The organism is Pseudomonas ogarae, from assembly GCF_014268695.2.
Taxonomy (GTDB): domain Bacteria; phylum Pseudomonadota; class Gammaproteobacteria; order Pseudomonadales; family Pseudomonadaceae; genus Aquipseudomonas; species Aquipseudomonas kilonensis.
The window spans coordinates 4,705,683-4,726,630 of sequence record NZ_CP077086.1; the positions used below are offsets into that span (position 1 = coordinate 4,705,683).

Annotated in this window: 3 protein-coding genes (1 of these 3 only partly in view); all 3 read right to left on the reverse strand. The window is 63.8% G+C overall.

Annotated elements, in window-relative coordinates:
- Tightly spaced (each overlapping or abutting the next), the 3 genes in view from HU749_RS20585 to HU749_RS20595 form a layout consistent with a single transcriptional unit that may run on beyond the window.
- Entirely contained in the window at positions 1–3,231 is a 3,231-nt protein-coding gene (locus HU749_RS20585) for a non-ribosomal peptide synthetase (RefSeq protein ID WP_186652064.1), read from the reverse strand.
- Positions 3,228–16,910 carry a non-ribosomal peptide synthase/polyketide synthase gene (locus HU749_RS20590; protein WP_217870550.1) on the reverse strand — a complete coding sequence of 4,561 codons (13,683 nt, stop codon included), beginning with the start codon at positions 16,908–16,910 and terminating at the stop codon, positions 3,228–3,230. Before HU749_RS20590 ends, HU749_RS20585 begins: the two co-directional genes overlap by 4 nt.
- A protein-coding gene (locus HU749_RS20595) for a non-ribosomal peptide synthetase (RefSeq protein WP_217870552.1) crosses the window boundary here: on the reverse strand, positions 16,910–20,948 show its 3' portion. It continues 8,579 nt past the right edge of the window; the window shows 4,039 of its 12,618 coding nt (coding positions 8,580–12,618); its start codon lies off the right edge, out of view — the gene reads right to left on this strand; it ends in the stop codon at positions 16,910–16,912. Before HU749_RS20595 ends, HU749_RS20590 begins: the two co-directional genes overlap by 1 nt.

The window sequence follows — 20,948 nt, forward strand, 5'->3', positions numbered from 1 at the left end:
TCAGCTGCCTTGCGCAGCCCTGGCGGCTTGCAGCTGCCGCGCCTGTTCGGTCAGGAGGGCCTTTTCCTCGGGGCTCATTGCCTCCATGCGCAGGCGTACCTGGGCCATTTTCTCCAGTTGCCCCGGGCTGCTCTCCAGTGCCCGCAAGGCCACTGCCAACGACGCCACGGTGGGATGATCGAAGACCAGCCCCGGATGAATTTCGCACTGCAACAACTTGCGAATACCGGCCACCAACTTGATCACCAGCAGCGAATGACCTCCGGCGGCGAAGAAGTCGCGGTCGATGCCCAATCGCTCCAGCCCAAGCAATTGCGCCATGCGCGCGGCGAGCAATTGCTCCAGCGCGTCACGTGGTGCAGCGTCTTCGTCATCCACCGCCCTACCCGCCAACTGCTGCAGCGCCTTGCGATCGATCTTGCCGTTGGCTAGTCGCGGGAACTGTTCGATCAGGTGCAGGCGCTGTGGAACCATCACGCTGGGTAGGCGGTCACTGAGCTCAGCGCGCGCGGTGTCGAGCAAGCCCGTCGACCTTCCCTGCTGCGCCACGACAAAGGCCAACAGCCCCTGCTCGGCCGATGCCGCCGGCAGCACCAGGGCTTCGGCCACCTGCGGCATGCGCAGAAGCTCGGCCTCGATCTCCGCCAGTTCAATACGGAATCCGCGCACCTTGACCTGCTGATCGCGCCGACCATGCAACTGGATCGCCCCGTCCGGGCGATAACGCGCCAGGTCGCCGGTGCGATATAAACGCTGCGCCGGATCAAACGGACTCTGGATGAACGTCTGCTCATCGGCCTCGGCATTCAGGTAACCCCGGCACAACTGCGCACCGCCCAGGTACACCTCGCCCAGCACGCCCACCGGCGCCAACTGCAGATCGGCATCCAGCACGTAGACCTGGTTGTTGCCCAGCACCTGGGTCAGCGCCGAACAATCGTCGGCAGCGCCGTCCAGCGACACCGTATGAATCATCACTCCGACCGTGGCTTCGGTCGGCCCGTAGTGGTTGAACACCCGGCAATCGCTGCGCAACCGCGAGATGCGCTCGACCAACGTCGTCGCAATCGGCTCGCCACCCAGAATCAGCGTATGCGGCAGGGTCGCCTGCTCACTGTCGAGCAGCGCCGCAAGGTGCGACGGCACGATTTTCAGGCAGTCGATCCGTTGCTGTTGCAGGTACTGGGCAAACAACGCGCCGTCCTGCATTTGCTCGTCGCTGGCCACATGCAGGGTGGCGCCATTGAACAACGCGCCAAACAACGCCGTGTTGCCCAGGTCCGCCGCCACGGTGGAACTGAACCCGACGTTTTTGCACTGCGCCAGCCCCAGGGCCTGACTGGCCTGGGCGGTGTAGTTGAGCAATTGCCGATGCTCGATCACCACACCTTTTGGCACCCCGGTGGAACCGGACGTAAACAATACATAGGCGATGTCATTGCCTTGGGTGGCGAGCGTCGGCAATGGCGCTGCCGACTGACTGAGTTCAACCAATATCAGCGCCTTGTACGGCTGTCCCTGCCAGGCTGGCAGATGCGCCGCATCGGTCAGCAACAGTGCCGCGCCGGCCTGTTCCAGCATCAACGCCTGGCGCGCCTGGGGCCACTGCACGTCAAGTGGCAGATACGCCGCCCCGATGCGCCAGCTCGCCAGCATTGCAATCACCAGATCCGCCGAGCGCGGCAACGCCAGCGCGACAATCGAACCGCGGCCCACGCCTTGCTGCTTGAGCCCCAGCGCCACGCTGTCGACCTGGGCTTGCAACTGGCCATAGCTCAGTTGCGAAAGGGCGTCGGTCAGGGCGATGGCGTCCGGTGTAAGAATCGCCAGGTCGGCGATGCGCTGCGGCAGATAACGATTATCCGCCAAGGCCTGCATCGGCGGGTTGATCGCCAGCAAGCGCTGCGCTTGGGCGTGACCGAGCAGGCCAAGCTGCGCCAGCGCAGCGTGGGGAGCGGCAAGGATCGAGTCCAACAGCACGCCGTACTGTTCCAGCACGGCGTTGGCCGAGGCCGCTGAATAACGCGAGCAGGCGTAATACAGATCGACGGCGGCAAGCCGCTGGGCACCGTTCAATTGAACCTGCAACAGCAACTCGAACGGTTCTGCCGGCACACGCGCGGGCGCTGAGGCAACCCAGTTCAGACCGCCACTGTTCCCGGCAGGGCTCGCCTGCCCTACCGTGAAGCCGTAGGCCGGGTACGCCGCATCCGGTGACAGTTCCGGCGCCCAGTACTCCTGCCAGGTGCGATGCGCTTCGAGACGCGCCGCCAGCTCGCCCAACCACTCGCTGAACGACACGGTGGCAGGCAACGAAACGCAAAGCGGCAGGGTTTTCTCGAACACGCCCACGGCATTGGCGAAGTATTCATAGTCGTCGCGGCTGTCATGGCGCACGCCGACCAAGGCCTGTTCAAGCCCGCTCAAACGTCCCAGCAACGCCCACCACGCGCCTTGCAGCAGCGTGGCGAGCGGCTGGCCAAGCTGCTCGGCGAGGCTTTGCAAAGCCTCACTTTGCGCCGGCGCCAGGGGCAGCGAGACGCGGGTGTCGGCGGCACCGGCCTCACCGCTGGCACTGCGCGCCGCCAACCATGGCGTGGCGATATCCACCTGCGCGCCTTGCAGGTGTTGCTGCCAGTAGGTTCGTGCGCTGGCGGCGTCTTCATCCAGCACCACTTCGCTGCGCCATTCCAGGTACTGGGCAAACTCGCCCGGCGCCTCGTCTTGCGCCACCTGGCCCCCGGCGTACGCTTGCTGTACGTGTTCAAGCAGCAGATTCAGGGACTGCGCATCGGCACTGGAACGGACGATGCCCAGCACCAGTCGCCATTGCCGTGGCGCCAAGCGATAAAGCACGGCCTGGACGCTTTCGGATTCGCCGATCACAAAAGCACGGCTCATCGATTCGCTGATCTGCGCCTGGACTTCCTCGGCCTGTTGCTCCCCCGCCCGTATCGTCAGCGGGAAACGCCCGGCACTGGCGGCGGCCTGACGCAAACCGTGGAAACCGGCGACCTTGGCCAACTGCGTCAGCAGCATCGGCTGCTGCGCCAGTAGCGTATCGAAGGCGGCCTGCAATCGTTGCGGATCGAGATCGCCGTCAATGATCACGTCCAGCCAGCGCAATGCCTGGCCACCGGTCGCCGTGCTGGACAGTTGCTCAAGTGCCCGTTGTTGCTCGGGCGTCAGGGCGAAACCCGGGTTGTACGCATCCATCGTGATCTCGTTCATGCTCCAGCTTCCTCGATATTGAGTGCGTCCTGGGCGGTTTGCCCGGCGGCCGACGAACGCTCAAGGCTGCTGCGCTCGTACATGTCGCCCATGGCGACCACGATCTTGCGTGGGCCCTCGAATGGATCGCGGGCGTGGGCCACCAGCATGTTGTCCAGCAGGATCACATCGCCTTTTTGCCAGTCGAAACGCACCGCACAGGCTTCGTACAACTCACCGATACGCGCCATCACCTCATCTTCAATCGGTGTGCCGTCGCCGTAATACACGTGCCGAGGCATGCGCTCCAGGCCGAACATCGACAACAAATCCTGCCGTACGTCCGGGTCCAGCCAATAGATGTGATGCAATTGCACCTGATTGAAGAACGACTTCTCCCCGGTGATCGGGTGGGTGATGATCGCGGGCCCCGGTGTGCGGGTCTGCAATTCGTCGTTATCGAGCCAGCGCCATTGGATGCCACCCGCCCGACAACGGGCTTCCACTTCAAGGCGGTCTTCGGTCTTGAAGAAGTGCTGCCACGACACGTCGAGTTTGTCGGTGAAGGTGCGTACGTAGAGCAGGCCTTTGTCTTCGAACTTCTCGCGAAGATCCGCCGGCAACTTTTCAAACATCAAGCGGCAATCCACCACTGGGGTTGCCCCTCCCACGGGCGCAGCCTGCTCGCAATAGAACATCTGCTTGCGCGGCCAGCGGTCCTGGTGGGAGCTTTCGTTGTGGAACAGGATCATCTTGCGTTCGGGGTACGGCGTGGAACGGTAGGTGTTCTTGCCCCCTTCCTTCTTCGGCAGATCGCCGTACTGACCATAGAGGCCTGGCTGTATCGCTTCGGCGAACGCTTCAAAACCCTGGATACCGTCCAGCTCGAAACCACGGAACAGAATGCCCGCATGCTCGGCCAGCTTTTGCTCGATCAACGGCCGGTTCTGGTGGATCCACTCAATGACGTCCAGATGGGGCTCACCCGGCTCCAGCATCAAGGGGAATCGCTGGGGCGCTGCCACCAGTGATTCACGCACCCGAGCCGCACGAGGCGTGGCAAGCGGTGTCACGGAGCGCTTGAGAAACTTGCCCAGTTTGTCGGCCTTGGGCCCTGGGACGGTGGCAGGCGTGACGGCTGCCGCCACGTTGTCGACTGGCATGCTGATAGCTCCCAATTGAATGTCCTGATCAGCGACGATCTGTTCCAACAGGGCTGTCCAGGCCTGAATCAGGTGCTGAATGCGCTCATGTCCGAACAAGGTTGTGGCGAATTGCCAATTACCGCGCAATTGCCCTTCTTCTTCGTCAACGAACAACGCCATGTCGAATTTAGAATGGGTCTCGAGCGCTGGCAGGAACTCCAAGCTCAATCCCGCCATGGAGCGGGTGCGCACCGGCACGTTGTTCATCACGAACAACACCTGGAGCAACGGGTTCATGGCCTTGTGGCGCGGTACGCCCGAGGCTTCGACGATCTGGTCGAACGGCAAGTCCTGATGCTCCAACGCGCCAAGCAGGTTGTCCTGGGTTTGCGCCAGGAAGCTGGCGAACGTGGCATCGGCGTCCAAGCGCGAACGCAGCGGCAGCACGTTGACGAAGAAACCGATCAGCCGCTCAAGCTCCGGCTGTTCACGACCCGCCACGTCGGCGCCGACCACCAGGTCTTGCGCCCCGCTAATCCGATGCAATAGCACCTGGAAGGACGCCAGCAGCGTGCTGTACAGCGTAACCCCGACTTCGCTGGACAACCGGCGCAATGCCCCGCTCAGCCCGCTGGAAAGCTGGAACTGCAGCGCATCGCCGTCATAGGACGCTGTCTGGCCCCGAGGGCTGTCCAGCGGCAGGTCCAGGCGTCCCTCGTAGCCGCTGAGGCGGTGTTTCCAGTACTCGGCCTGACGCGCCAGGACGCCCTGCTCTTCCAGCGCCTGCTGCCACAGCGCAAAGTCTTGGTACTGAACCTCCAGGGGTGCCAGCGGCATCGGTTTACCGGTGAGGGACGCTTCATAGACCTGCACCAGTTCGTCGATCAACAGCCCCATCGACCAGCCATCGAAGATGATGTGATGCATGGCGTACAACAACACATGTTCGGTCGGCCCCAAGCGCAGGATCCGACCGCGCAACAGCGGTGCCTGCTCCAGGTCGATGGGGGTGCGTGCATTCTCCAGCGTCGCCTGAACCACCTGTTCCTGCTGGGCAGCGGGCGAGAGCTCGGACAAATCGATCACCGGGAAGTGCAGCTGCACCTCGTCGGCAATCAACGCCAGCGGATCGCCCTCTTCGTCCTGGACATACGCGGTGCGCAACACGTCATGACGGCGGACCACTTCGGCAAAGCTGCTCATCAGGTGCGGTACCGACAATCCACCGCACAGGCGCAGCGCCATGGGCATGCCATAAGCCGACGTGCCGCCGGACAATTGTTCGGCGATCCACAAACGCCGCTGTACCAGCGACAGCGGTGCCGAACGCAGCGGCCCATGGGCCTTGAGCCGAACCTCACGGGAATCACCGGCCCGGACCTGCCCAGCCACGTCCCCGGCAATCAGGGCCGCCAGCGCCTTGAGCTGCGGATAATTGAACAGATCACGCAGGCTCAGGGGATAGTCCGTCAGCTTGCGCAAGCGTGAGACAGCCTGGGTCGCCAGCAGCGAGTGACCGCCGCGTTCGAAGAAATGGTCGTTGCGACCGACCTGTTCCACTTCCAGCACCTCTTGCCAGATGCAGGCAATCTGTTGCTCCAGTTCGCTGACGGGAGCTTCGTAACCGCTGTGCGACAACCCGGTCTCCACGGCTGGCAGAGCCTTGCGGTCGAGCTTGCCGTTGGGCGTCAGCGGCAGTTGATCGAGGAACAACAGGTGCGCCGGGATCATGTAGTCCGGCAGATGTTCCTTGAGGCCTGCCTTGAGCTGAGCGCGCAAGTTGCTTTCGTCCAGTTGCAACGCCGCAGCCACCACGTAAGCCACCAGTTGCTGGCCACCCGGGGCGTCCTGGGCCAGGACCGCCACGTCACGCACCTGGGGTTGTTGCAGCAGCCGCGCTTCGATTTCCCCCAGTTCGATACGGAAGCCACGGATCTTCACTTGATGGTCGATGCGCCCCTGATATTCGAGCACGCCATCGACGCGGTAACGGCTCAGGTCGCCCGTGCGGTACAGGCGTTCGCCGGTGGTGGAAAACGGGTTGGGCACGTACTTCTCGGCGGTCATCGCGGCGCGGCCGAGGTAGCCACGGGTGATGCCCGCGCCGCTCAGGTACAGCTCTGCCGAAACGCCTTGGGGCACCGGCTGCAGGTCGGCATCGAGCAGGTAGCTGGCGGTGTGCTTGAGGGGCCGGCCGATGTTCGCCGTGCCGCCGGGGGTGCGGCGGGTCCAGGTGGAATAGGTGGTGTCTTCGGATGGGCCGTATAGATCGTAGACATGCTCGACGCCACCGCCCACCTGTGGGAGCGAGCCTGTGGGAGCAAAGCTTGCTCGCGATGGCGGTGGGTCAGTCTCACATGGGCCAGCCGATAGGACGCTATCGCGAGCAAGCTTTGCTCCCACAGGCACTGACTCCACAGGCTCTGCTGCCACAGCCTCTGCTGCCACAAGCTCAATCACACAGGGGGCATTCTGATAGAGCGCATCCACCAGGCTTTGCTTCAGCGGCTCACCAGCCAGGTTGATGATGCGCACACTGGCCGGGATCTCATCGCTGCGCTGCAACGCGGCGATGGCCGAGGGCACGGTGTTGATCAGGCGTACCTGATCGCGGGCCGGCAGTTGCGGCAATTCCAGGGCGTTGCGGGCAATGATCAGCGAGCCGCCGTTGGCCAAGGTCACGAACAGCTCCCACACCGACAGATCGAAGCACACCGAAGTTGAAGCGAGCACACCCTGAATGTCGTCGCGGCTGTAGACCGACTTGGACCAGTCGATCAGCGCCAGCACGTTGCGATGGGCAATCGCCACGCCCTTGGGCTTGCCGGTGGAGCCGGAGGTGTAGATGACGTAGGCGAGGTTGTCCGGCGTGACTTGGGTCTGCGGTGCGCTCAGTGGGTATTGCGTCAAATCGAGCTGATCGAGCTTCAACACAGCGGTCTCGACCGAAACGCTCAGCGTCGCCGCCACCGCGTCCTCAGTCAGCAACACCCGCGCACGGCTGTCGTCGAGCATGTAGGCCACGCGCTCGGCCGGGTAATCCGGGTCCAGCGGCACGTAGGCGCCACCGGTCTTGAGCACCGCCAGCAAGGCGATCAGCAGGTGCTCGGAACGCGGCATTGCCACGCCCACTCGCACTTCCGGGCCCACACCCAGTTCGATGAGTTTATGGGCCAGGCGATTGGCGCGGCCGTCCAGTTCGCTGTAGCTCAGTTGGGTGTTGGCAAAGGTCACCGCCAGGGCATCTGGCGTGGCCTCAACCTGACGGGCGATCATCTGGTGAATGCACAGCGCTTGCTCGAACGGTGCGTCCACCGGGTTCCAATCATGGGTCAGGCGCTGATGCTCATCGAACGCCAGCATCGACAGTTCACCCAGGCAGCGCTCGCCATGGGCGGTCATCTGGCCCAGCAACTGAGCCAGATGGGCAGCCAGCCGTCGCACCGTGTCCGTCGAGAAACTCGCCCGCTCGTAGTTCATGTGCACCGACAGTTGCCGGTCCAATCCCACCAACAGCGTCAACGGGTAGCTGGTCTGTTCCTGGGTAAGCGGCGGACCAAAGCGCAGGCCGTCCGGCGCGCCCTGTTCCAAAGCTTGGGCAATCGGATAGTTTTCGAACACCAACAGGCTGTCGAGCAACGCGTCCCCGCCCTGCCCGGCCCAGCGCTGGATGTCCAGCAACGCGGTGTGCTCGAACTCGCGCAGCGCCAGGTTTTGCGTCTGCACCGCTTGCAACCAACTGTCCAGGGATTGCTCGGCCCGTGGGCTGGCGATCACCGGCAAGGTGTTGATGAACAGGCCGATCTGCTGCTCGATACCCGGCAGATCCGCCGGGCGACCGGCCACCGTCGCGCCGAAGGCCACGGTGTCTTTGCCGGTGTAACGCTGCAACAGCAGCAGCCACGCGGCCTGCACCAGCGTGTTGACGGTAACTTTCGAGGTGCGGGCGAAGGCTTCCAGGCGTCGGGTCAGCGCCTCATCCAGGACCTGCACATGGTCGCCATGACCATCGCCGGCCTGGGCCGGTGATGCAACGGCATCGGCCAGCCGTGTCGGCGCCTCCAGGCTTTGCAGCACAGGCGTCCAGAACGCTTCGCTGGCCGCCGCATCCTGGCGTTGCAGCCAGTCGATGTAGTCGCGGTAGCGCCCGGATGTCCGGGCCGGTGCCTGGCCGCTGTAGCGTTGCAATACCTCACCAAGCAACTGCGAGTTGCTCCAACCGTCCATCAGGATGTGATGGCTGGTGTAGATCAAGTGATAGCGATCCTCTGCCACCCGCACCACCACCAAGCGCAGCAACGGCGCCGCCTCCAGCTCGAAACCCTGCTGGCGCTGCGTCAACGCCAGGGCGTCCAGGTCCTGAGGGGGATTCGCTCTGGCGTCCCAGTCATGGAACAGGAACGCAACTTCCAGATGTTTGTGTACGACCTGCAGCGCCCGCTTGAAATCACCCTCCCAGACGAAACTGCTGCGCAGCACTTCATGGGCGTCCATGGCCGCCTGCCAGGCCTGGCGGAAGCGCTCGACGTCCAGCCCTTGGACGTCAACCCGCAGTTGGTTGATGTAGTGACCGGCCTGTTGCTCATACAGCGAATGGAACAGCATGCCCTGCTGCATCGGCGATAACGGATAGATATCTTCGATTTGCCGCGGCGCCAGTGGCAATGCATCCAGCTGGGTCTGGTTCAAGCCGGCCAGCGGGAAGTCCGACGGTGTGAAACCCTGATGCTGCGCCTGGCAACAATGGTCAATCAACGCCTGCAACTCCCGACCATAATCCAAGGCCAGCGCCTGGATTGTCGACTCATCGAACATCTGCGTGCTGAATGTCCAGTCAATGCTCAACTCGCCCGCGTAGACGCTGCCGTTGAGCGTCAGCCAATTGTCCAGCGGCGCCAAAGGGCTCTGTGGCGTGCCCGCCGGTTCGCTGGCCGGAATGAACAGCCCGTCGGCGTCATCGGTAAATCCGCTGTCGAACTGTCCCAGGTAATTGAAGGTGATCTGCGGCATGGGCAGCGCCGCCAGGGTGCGACGTGTCACCTCATCCCCCAGGTAACGCAGCACACCGAAGCCGAGCCCTTTATCGGGTATCGCGCGTAATTGCTCCTTGATCGCCTTGATCGAATCCTCAAGGGTCGCCGCCGGTGTCAGCCGCACCGGGAACAGGCTGGTGAACCAGCCAACGCTGCGGCTCAGGTCCAGATCCGGTTCCAGGCCATCGAACAGCGTCTCACGGCCATGACCCTCCAGCTGAATCAAGGTCGAGGCATCGGCGGTCCAACGACCGATCACCCGGGCCAGTGCCGTCAACAGCAAATCGTTGACCTGGGTGCGGTAGGCCGTTGGCGCTTGCTGCAAGAGTCGTCGGGTCTGCTCCTTGTCCAGGCGCGTCTGCACCTGCGCCTCGTGACACCTGCGCAATTCGCCCTGAGGCCGGTCACAGGGCAGATCGTTGCGAGCGCCCTCAAGCTGCCCTTGCCAATAAGCCATCTGGGCCTGGAACGCCGCACTGCCGGCATGGGTTTTCAATCGTTGCGCCCAGGCCTGGGTGGCACTGGTCTTGGCGGGCAGTTTCGGCGCCTGGCCGGCTTGCAGTTGTTCGTAAGCCTGTTGCAGGTCTTCCAGCAGAATGCGCCAGGACACGCCGTCCACCACCAGGTGATGAATCACCAGCAACAGCCGTTGGCTGCCATCGGCGAGGCTTGCCAGTACCCCCCGCAGCAATGCGCCGCTTTCCAGTTCCAGGCTGCGCTGGGCTTGTTCGGCCAAGCGCTCGAGCGCAGGGGCATCTGCCACCTCGGCGGTCCACAACAGCGGTGAGCGACGCCAGACCGACTCTTGCTCGGCGAGGGTTTGATGGCGGGCCGTCCAGGCGTCGTTCTCGTGCGCGAAGGCCAGGCGCAAGGCATCGTGGTGGATAACCAGCGCCTGCAACGCCTGCTCCAGATGCCCGGCGTGGACAGGCCGCAACCCCTTGAGCAGCACCGACTGGTTCCAGTGATGAGGCTCGGCCATGTCCTGCTCGAAGAACAATTGCTGGAACGGCAGCAACACTGCGCTCCCCGTCACCGGGCCCTGGTCAATGCCCGGTCCGCTGTCACCCAGGGTTGCCACGCTGGCGAGCCCCTGGATGGTCTGGTGGACGAACAGGTCCTTGGGGCTGAAATGGATCCCGGCCTGGCGGGCCCGGCTGACCACCTGGATGGAAATGATCGAATCGCCCCCCAGCTCGAAGAAGTTGTCACTGACACCCACTTGCTCGCGGCCGAGCACGCTTTGCCAGATACCGGCCAGCGTCTGTTCGATGGCTGTATTCGGCGCGATGTAAGCCTTGGGGCTGGCGCCGATATCCGCTTTGGGCAGCGCCTTGCGCTCCAGTTTGCCGTTGGGACTGACGGGCATTTTTTCCAGCCACACCCACTGCTGCGGCACCATGTAGTCGGGCAACGACTGGCTCAGATGCGCCTTGAGGCGGCCTTGCAGCGCCTGGCGAACAGCGTCTTCGGCGCTCAGCAGTTCAGCGCCGGTAGGCACCAGGTAGGCCACCAGTAAAGTACCGTCCTGAGCGATGACGACGGTTTCGCGCACCTCGTCGTGCTCGGCCAGGCGCGCTTCGATTTCCCCCAGCTCAATGCGCAAGCCACGGATTTTCACCTGATGGTCCATGCGCCCGGCGTATTCGATCACGCCATCGGTGCGGTAACGCGCCAGGTCGCCGGTTCGGTACAGCCGCTGACCGTGACCGAAGGGGCCGGTCACGAACCGCTCGGCCGTCAGCGCTGCACGCCGATGGTAACCACGGGCCAAGCCCTCGCCCGCAAGGTACAACTCGCCAATCACCCCCACCGGCACCGGCGTTAATTCATCATCCAGAATGTAGGTGCCCAGGTTGGCAATCGGCTGGCCAATCGGCACGCTGTCGCGTCCCTCCTCGACACAGGTCCAGTGGGTGACGTCGATGGCGGCCTCGGTCGGGCCGTAGAGGTTGTACAGGCCGGCGTTCGGCAGTTTGGCGAACACCTGCTGCTGCGCATCCACCGGCAGGGCTTCGCCGCTGCACACGATCCGCTTCAGGCTGGTGCATTCGGCCACGTGTGGGTCTTGCACAAACACCTGCAACATCGACGGCACGAAGTGCAGCGTGGTGATGCGGTGTGCGGTGACCAGTTCGATCAGTTGCATCGGGTCGCGATGAGCGCCCGGCGCGGCCACCACCAGCGTCGCGCCGGTCAGCAGCGGCCAGAAGAACTCCCACACCGACACGTCGAAACTGAACGGGGTTTTTTGCAGCACGCTGTCCGTGGCATCGAGCTCATAGGCCTGCTGCATCCAGCACAGCCGGTTGACCAGGGCCGAGTGCCGATTGCCCGCGCCCTTGGGCTTGCCGGTGGAGCCGGAGGTGTAGATCACATATGCCAGGTTTTCACCGTCGACCTCGACGTCCGGATTCGTGTCGCGACCGGCGTACATCCCGTCGCCAGGCAGGTCCAGCACCAGGCTGCGCAGCCCGTCCGGGATCGGCAACTGCTCCAACAGATGCTGCTGGGTCAGCAGCAAACCGATGCCGCTGTCTTCGAACATATAGGCCAGGCGATCCCGTGGATATTCAGGGTCCAGCGGCACATAGGCACCGCCGGCCTTGAGAATCGCCAACAACCCCAGGACCATTTCCACAGAACGTTCCACGGCGATGCCCACCAGCACATCCGGGCCCACACCATGCTCGATCAGTGTGTGCGCCAAGCGATTGGCCCGGGCGTTGAGCTCGCCGTAGCTCAGGCGTTGCTCGCCGAACACCAGGGCCGGAGCATCCGGGGTCCTGCGCACCTGCTCTTCGATCAGCCCCTGGACACTGCGCTCGAGCGGGTATGAAACCGCCGTCGCATTCCAGTCGACGAGCATCTGCCGACGTTCGTCATCGTCCAGTAACGTCCACTGCGCAACGGGCTGTTGCAGGTCCTGCACCATGCCTTGCAACAGGTTGAGCCAATGCTGGCCCATGCGCTCGAGGGTGGCCGGCTCGAACAGGTCGGTCGCGTAGATCAGCGCGGCGTGCAGGCCTTGCGGGCTATCGGTGGTCTCCAGGCTCAGGTCGAACTGCGCGGTGCGCTGCTCCCAGCCAAGGGGGTCGACCGCCAGGCCCGGCAATGCGTCTTCGAGGGCCGAGGCAGTTTCGTTGCGATGGTTGAACATGGCCTGGAACAGCGGGCTGTGGCTCAGGTTACGCTGCGGCTGCAAGGCATCGACCAATTGCTCGAATGGCAGGTCCTGATGCATCTGCGCAGCCATAGCCGTCTGTTTGAGCTGTTGCAGCAAACCGGCGCCGGTCAGATCGCCGTGAAACTGCGCCCGCAGCACCTGGGTATTGACGAAGAACCCGATCAACCGCTCGGTTTCCAGGCGCTGGCGGTTGGCAATCGGCACCCCGACCCGGATGTCGGCCTGACCACTGTAGCGGTGCAACAACGCTTGGAAAGATCCGAGCAGCAGCACAAACAGCGTGACGTTTTCCCGTCGAGCCAACGCTTTGAGGGCATCGCTCAGCGAGCGATCCAGCACAATCGGCAAACGCGCGCCGCGCATGCTCTGCTGCGCCGGACGCGGATGGTCGGTGGGCAGCTCCAGCAGCGGCTGCTCACCCCCCAATTGCTCGGTCCAGTAGCCCAGTTGGCGATCCCGTTCACCGGCAGCCATCCATTGGCGCTGCCAGACGGCATAGTCGGCGTATTGCACCGCCAACGCTGGCAACTGCGCGGGCTGCCCCTGGGTGAAGGCCGAATACAGGCTCATCAGGTCGTCGACCATCACCTGCAACGACCAGCCGTCAGACACGATGTGATGCAGAGTCAGCACCAAAATGTGCTCCTGCTCACCCAACGCCAGCAATGCCATACGCAATAGTGCATCGTTCAAGAGATCGAACGGGGCTTGCGTCTGCTGCTCGATGAAGGCCTGGATACTGGCCTCATCATTGCCGGCCAGACGCTGCTCGACGAAATCGACCTGCCCTTGCGCACGGATCACCTGGCAGGTCACCCCATCGTCTTCCACGAACAGGGTGCGCAGGCTTTCGTGACGCGTCACCAGTGCTTCAAAACTGCGGCGCAGGGCTATTTTGTCCAACACCCCGCGCAGCCGCAGCGCTGTGGGAATGTTGTAGGCAGCGCTGTCGGGGTCCATTTTCCACAGGAACCACTGGCGTTCCTGGGCAAACGACAGCGGCAGCGGTTTGTCACGGGGCACCGGCACCATCGCCAACGGTTGTTCACCCTGGCCCAGCTCGAAGGCACTGACAAAATCGCGCAACGTGCTGTGCTCGAACAAGCTGCGCAGCGGCACCTCGATACCCAGCGTGCGCCGGACCCGCGAGACCACCTGGGTGACCAACAGCGAATGCCCGCCCAATTCGAAGAAGTTGTCCTCCAGCCCTACCCGCTCGAGCTTGAGCACCTCCTGCCAGATCGCCGCCACCTGCTGTTCACGCTGACTGCGGGGCGCCACGTAAGCCTGTTGCAAGTCACCGGCATCCGGGGCAGGCAACGCCTTGCGATCGACCTTGCCGTTGGGCGTCAACGGCAGTTGTGCCAGGAACACCAGGTGCGCCGGGACCATGTACTCGGGCAATTGCGCCTTGAGCGCGGTCTTGAGTGCGGTGCGTGCCGCAGCCTCGTTTTCCGGGATGGTCCCTTCGTTGCCGGTGAGCACCACGTAACCCACCAGTTGCGCACCGGTCGGGCCTTCATGGGCCACCACCACGGTTTCACGCACGTTCTCCTGGGCCAACAGTGCGGCTTCGATTTCACCCAGCTCGATGCGCAAGCCGCGGATTTTGACTTGATGGTCGATGCGGCCGATGTACTCGACCACGCCTTCGGCCCGATAGCGGGTCAGATCACCGGTGCGGTACAACCGTTCGCCGGTGGTGGAGAACGGGTCCGGCACAAAACGTTCGGCGGTCAGGGCCGGGCGCTGGAAGTAGCCGCGAGCCAGGCCGTCGCCACCGATCAGCAGTTCCCCCGGCGCGCCGGGCGGGTTGAGTGTCAGGTCGCTGCCGACCACGTACAGCGCGGTGTTGTCCAGAGGCTTGCCCAAATAGGGACGGTCACTTTCGAGGCTCAACGGATGCAGCGCCGACCAGATCGTGGTTTCGGTCGGGCCGTAAAGGTTCCAGACCTTCGGCGAAAGTGCCAGCAGCCGTTGCGCCAACTCCAGGGGCAACGCCTCGCCACCACACAGGAATGTGCGGCCCGCCAGCACCGAAGCCTGCTCATGATCGAGCAGCATGCGCCAGCTCGACGGCGTGGCTTGCAGCACGCTGACGTCATGTTGTTCGATCAGCGCCAGCACCGCTTGCGGGTCCTGATGCACGTTCTGGCCGGTCAGCACGATGCTGGCTCCAGCCGACAACGGCCCGTAGATCTCCAGGCCAAAAATGTCGAAGGAAAAGGTTGTCAGCGACAGCATGCGATCGCTGGCCGTAAGGCCCGGTTGGGCGATCATGCTGGTGACGAAATTGCTCAGCGCGCCATGGCGCACCATCACACCTTTGGGTCTGCCGGTGGAACCGGATGTGTAGATCACGTAGGCCAGGTGCTCGGCGGTCAACGGTACCGCCGGGCAGGTGCGCGGGGCGTCCTGCAACGCGGCGTCCGGCTGGTCGAGCACCAGGGTCCGCAGGGTCGCCGGGATCGGCAAGCGCGCCTGCAAACGGGCCTGGGTCAGCAGCAACTCAATGCCGCTGTCCTGGATCATGTAGGCCAGGCGATCCTCGGGGTACGCCGGGTCCAGCGGCACGTAGGCGCCGCCGGACTTGAGGATCGCCAGCAGGCCGACAATCATCTCGACGCTGCGCTCCACGGCGATGCCCACGCGCTGGTCCGGCGTCACGCCCAAGGCCAGCAAACGGTGGGCGAGCTGGTTGGCGCGCGCGTCCAGTTGCCCGTAGGTCAGGGTCTGTCCATCGATGGTCAGCGCCAGTGCGTCCGGGGTCAGCCGGGCCTGCTCGGCGATGCGCTGGTGCACACACGCCGCGGGGTCATGCTCAACCACGCGGCGCCAGTCTTGCTGTGTCAGACGCTGCTGGTCGGTGTCGAGCAACGGCAACTCGCCGATGCGTTGCTGCGGTGCATCGACGATGCCTTGCAGCAGGTTCTGCCAGTGATGGGCCAGACGTTCGATGGTCTGCGCCTCGAACAGGTCGGTGGCGTAGGTCAGTTCCGCGGCGACGCCCTGCTCGGTTTCATAAGTGCCCAGGGTCAAATCGAACTGGGCCGTGCGCCCTTCCCACACCAGGTCCTCGATGCCCATCTGCGGCAAGTGCATCTGCCGGGCCTGGGCATCACCCGAGGTCTGATGGTTGAACATGACCTGGAAGATCGGGCTGTGGCTCAGGCTGCGCTCCGGTTGCAGGGCTTGGATCAACTGCTCGAACGGCAAGTCCTGATGCGCCTGGGCCGCCATCGCCGATTGCTTGACCTGATCGAGCAAATGCGCGAACGGCAACTGTCCATCGACATGGGCATTGAGCACCTGGGTGTTGACGAAAAAGCCGATCAGGCCCTCGGTCTCGACCCGATTGCGGTTGGCCACCGGCACCCCGACGCGGATCTGCGGCTGGCCGCTGTAGCGGTGCAACAAGGCTTGGAACGAGGCCAGCAACACCATGAACAGGCTGGCCCCTTGACGCTGGGCCAGCTGCTTGAGCGCTGCCCCCAGTTGCGGCGGCAGGTTCAGGTCCAACCGCGCACCGCGAAAGCTTTGCACGGGCGGGCGCGGATGGTCGAACGGCAACTCCAGCACCGGCTGTTCGCCGCCCAGGGTCTGGACCCAATAGGCCAACTGGCGCTCGCGCTCACCGGCCTCGAGCCAGTGACGCTGCCAGATCGCGTAGTCGGCGTATTGCACGGTCAATTCCGGCAACACCAGCGACTCGTCGGCCGTATCGGCGGCATAGTGGCGGACCAGCTCATCCACCAGCACCTGCATCGACCAGCCATCGGCAATGATGTGGTGCTGGATCAGCACCAGCACATGATCGTCCTCGGCGATTTTCAACAGCGAAACCCGCAACAACGGCCCTTGACGCAAATCGAACGGCTGGGCGATTTCGCGCTCGACGAAAGCCTTGATGCTGTCGTCCTGGCTGGCCGGTGAACCGGCGGGCAGCGTCTGGACCGCGATACACAAGGGCATCTGCGGGTGGATGACCTGCACAGCTTGCTCACCGCGCTCGATGAAGGTGGTGCGCAAGCTTTCGTGGCGCTCGACCAGTGCGTTGAAGCTGCGCTCCAGGGCCGGCACGTCCAGTGGTCCTTTGAGGCGCAGGGCATTGGGAATGTGATAAGCCGAGCTGTGAGGGTCCATCTGCCACAGGAACCACTGACGTTCCTGGGCGTAGGACAGCGCAATGTTTTCGAACCCGGAACGGACCTCGGGAATCGGCAGGTTAGCCGGCGAGACGCCCTCTTCGAGCATCTTCTCCAGGTACAGCTTACGTTTGTCCAGCGGCAGAGTGATAAAGCGCTTGGCGATCCTCAAAGCAACACTCTTGTCCATCAGACTTCCTCCATTTCATCAAGCAGGGCTTCCAGCTTGTTCAGTTTCTGTTCATTGATTGGCCCGTCCCCAGTGTCGAGTTGCGCGACAAAATCCCCCAGGACGGGGTGCTGGAAAATCAGTTGCGGGGTCAGCGTCAGCCCCAGTTCGAGTGCTATGCGCGAGACGGCATTGACCGCCAGCAGCGAATGGCCGCCCAGCTCGAAGAAGTGATCGTTCAAGCCCACGCGATTCAACGTGAGCACTTCGGCCCAGATCGCCGCGACCTGCTGTTCCAGGTCACTGACCGGCGCGACATAACCAACTTGCAAAAGGCCGGTGTCCACGTCCGGCAGGGCCTTGCGGTCGAGCTTGCCGTTGGGGGTCAGGGGCAGTTGATCAAGGAACAACAGGTGCGCCGGGATCATGTAGTCGGGCAAATGGTCCCTGAGCCCGGCCTTGAGTTGCTCGCGCAGTGCACGTTGGGCTTCGCTGGCATCCAGGTTCAGCGCCGTGACGACCACGTAGGCCACCAGTTGCTGGCCGCCCGGGGCGTCCTGGGCCAGGACCGCCACGTCACGCACCTGGGGTTGTTGCAGCAGCCGCGCTTCGATTTCCCCCAGTTCGATACGGAAGCCGCGGATCTTCACCTGATGGTCGATGCGGCCCTGGTATTCGAGCACGCCATCGACGCGGTAACGGCTCAGGTCGCCCGTGCGGTACAGGCGTTCGCCGGTGGTGGAAAACGGGTTGGGCACGTACTTCTCGGCGGTCATCGCGGCGCGGCCGAGGTAGCCACGGGTGATGCCCGCGCCGCTCAGGTACAGCTCTGCCGAAACGCCTTGGGGCACCGGCTGCAGGTCGGCGTCGAGCAGGTAGCTGGCGGTGTGCTTGAGTGGGCGGCCGATGTTCGCCGTGCCGCCGGGGGTGCGGCGGGTCCAGGTGGAATAGGTGGTGTCCTCGGATGGGCCGTAAAGATCGTAGACATGCTCGACGCCACCGCCCACCTGTGGGAGCGAGCCTGTGGGAGCAAAGCTTGCTCGCGATGGCGGTGGGTCAGTCTCACATGGGCCAGCCGATAGGACGCTATCGCGAGCAAGCTTTGCTCCCACAGGCACTGACTCCACAGGCTCTGCTGCCACAGCCTCTGCTGCCACAAGCTCAATCACACAGGGGGCATTCTGATAGAGCGCATCGACCAGGCTTTGCTTCAGCGGCTCACCGGCCAGGTTGATGATGCGCACACTGGCCGGGATCTCACCGCTGCGCTGCAACGCGGCGATGGCCGAGGGCACGGTGTTGATCAGGCGTACCTGATCGCGGGCCGGCAGTTGCGGCAATTCCAGGGCGTTGCGGGCGATGATCAGCGAGCCGCCGTTGGCCAGGGTCACGAACAGCTCCCACACTGACAGATCGAAACACACCGACGTCGAGGCCAATACCCCCTGGATGTCGTCGCGGCTGTAGACCGACTTGGACCAGTCGATCAGCGCCAGCACGTTGCGATGGGCAATCGCCACGCCCTTGGGCTTGCCGGTGGAACCGGAGGTGTAGATGACGTAGGCGAGGTTGTCCGGCGTGACTTGGGTCTGCGGCGCGCTCAATGGGTACTGCCCCAGTTCGATACGATCCAGCATCAGCACGACGGTTTCAGCCGGCACGCTCAGCGTCGCCGCCACAGCCTCTTCGGTCAGCAACACCCGCGCACGGCTGTCGTCGAGCATGTAGGCCACGCGTTCGGCCGGGTAATCCGGGTCCAGCGGCACGTAGGCGCCACCGGCCTTGAGCACCGCCAGCAAGGCGATCAGCAGGTGCTCGGAACGTGGCATTGCCACACCCACTCGCACTTCCGGACCCACCCCCAACTCGATGAGTTTATGGGCCAGGCGATTGGCGCGGCCGTCCAGTTCGCTGTAGCTCAGTTGGGTGTTGGCAAAGGTCACCGCCAGAGCATCCGGCGAGGCTTGGGCCTGACGGGCAATCATCTGGTGAATGCACAGCGCTTGCTCGAACGGTGCGTCCACCGGGTTCCAATCATGGGTCAGGCGCTGATGCTCATCGAACGCCAGCATCGACAGTTCACCCAGGCAGCGCTCGCCATGGGCGGTCATCTGGCCCAGCAGTTGCGTCAGATGCGCCGCCAGTCGCGCCACGGTGGCGGGCGCAAAACTGGCCCGTTGGTAGCTCATGTGCACCGACAGCTGCCGATCAAGGCCCACCAACAGCGTCAATGGGTAGTTGGTCTGCTCCTGAGTGGCCACCGCGCCGAAGCGCAGACCATCCGGGGCGCCCTGCTCCAGGGCCTGGGCAATCGGGTAGTTCTCGAACACCAACAGGCTGTCGAACAGTGTTTCACCGCCCTGCCCGGCCCAGCGCTGGATGTCCAGCAACGCGGTGTGCTCGAACTCGCGCAGCGCCAGGTTTTGCGTCTGCACCGCTTGCAACCAGCTGTCCAGGGACTGCTCGGCCCGTGGGCTGGCGATCACCGGCAAGGTGTTGATGAACAGGCCGATCTGCTGCTCGATACCCGGCAGATCCGCCGGGCGACCGGCCACCGTCGCGCCGAAGGCCACGGTGTCTTTACCGGTGTAACGCTGCAACAGCAGCAGCCACGCAGCCTGCACCAGCGTGTTGACGGTGACTTTCGAGGTGCGGGCGAAGGCTTCCAGGCGTCGGGTCAGCGCTTCGTCCACCACCTGTACATGATCGCCATAACCGGACTGGGCCTGCGCTGGCTTGGCCATGACGTCGGCCAGGCGCGTCGGAGTCCCCAGGCGTTGCAGCGCAGGGGTCCAGAACGCTTCGCTGATGGCCGCGTCCTGGCGTTGCAGCCAGGCGATGTAATCGCGATAACGACCCGCCGGACGGGCCACGCTGTCGCCGCGGTAATGCTGCAACACTTCGCCGAGCAACTGCGCGCTGCTCCAGCCGTCCATCAGGATGTGATGGTTGGTGTAGATCAGGTGATGCCGATCCGTGCCGGTGCGCACCAGCACCAGGCGCATTAGCGGCGCCTGGGTCAGGTCCACGCCTTGGGCCCGTTCTTCATCGGCGAGGGTTTGCAAGGCGTCCTCAATATCAGTCCGCCCGTTCCAGTCCAGCACGCGGAACGGCACCTCGACCTGACGCTGGACGATCTGCACCGGCTGCTCCAGGTCGCCCTGCCAGAAGAAGCCGCTGCGCAGGATGTCATGGGCATCGACCACCGCTTGCCAGGCCGCGCGGAAACGCTGCGGATCGACGCCTTCGACGTCGAGGCGCATCTGGTTGATGTAGTCGCCGCTGCCCTGCCCGAGCAAGGTATGAAACAGCATGCCCTGCTGCATCGGCGACAACGGGTAGATGTCGTCGATGGCCAGAGGTGCCTGGACCAGGGTGTCCAGTTGCGCCTGGGTCAGCCGCGCCAGGGGGAAATCCGACGGCGTCACGCCACCGCTGTGACTGTCGCAGCAATGGCCGATCAGCGCAGTGAGCTCTTGCACGTAGTCATCGGCCAGGCGCTGGATGGTCGCGGTATTGAACAGGTCACCGCTGAAGGTCCAGCTCAGGTCCAGTTCGCCGCCGAACACTTGGCCGTCAAGGGCCAGCGGGCTGCCCAGCGGACCTTGCAGGTTCACTTCCTCGCCACCGCGCTCTGTGGTCGGCACGAACAAGGCATCGGCGGCCGCATCGAAACTGCCGTCGAACTGACCAAGGTAATTGAAGGTCAGTTGCGGTTTCGCCAAGGCCTGCAGGGTTTCACGCGCATGCTCATCGCCCAGGTGCGCCAAGGCCCCGAAGCCAATGCCCTTGTTGGGGATGGCGCGCAGTTGTTCCTTGATCTGCTTCAGCGAAGCACCGAGGTCGGCAGCGGGCGTCAATCGGGCCGGGAACAGGCTGGTGAACCAGCCGACGGTACGGCTCAGGTCGACATGGGCGAACAGATCCTCACGACCGTGGCCTTCGAGTTGCACCCACACACTGTCGGTGCCGGTCCAGCGCACCATCACCCGCGCCAGCGCCGTCAGCAGCAGGTCGTTGACCTGGGTGCGATAGGCCGCCGGGGCTTGCTGCAGCAAT

Bases quoted from the DNA above. Each gene is read 5' to 3' on its own strand.
- HU749_RS20585 (WP_186652064.1), bottom strand. From the start codon at position 3,231: ATGAACGAGATCACGATGGATGCGTACAACCCGGGTTTCGCCCTGACG.
- HU749_RS20590 (WP_217870550.1), bottom strand. From the start codon at position 16,910: ATGGACAAGAGTGTTGCTTTGAGGATCGCCAAGCGCTTTATCACTCTG.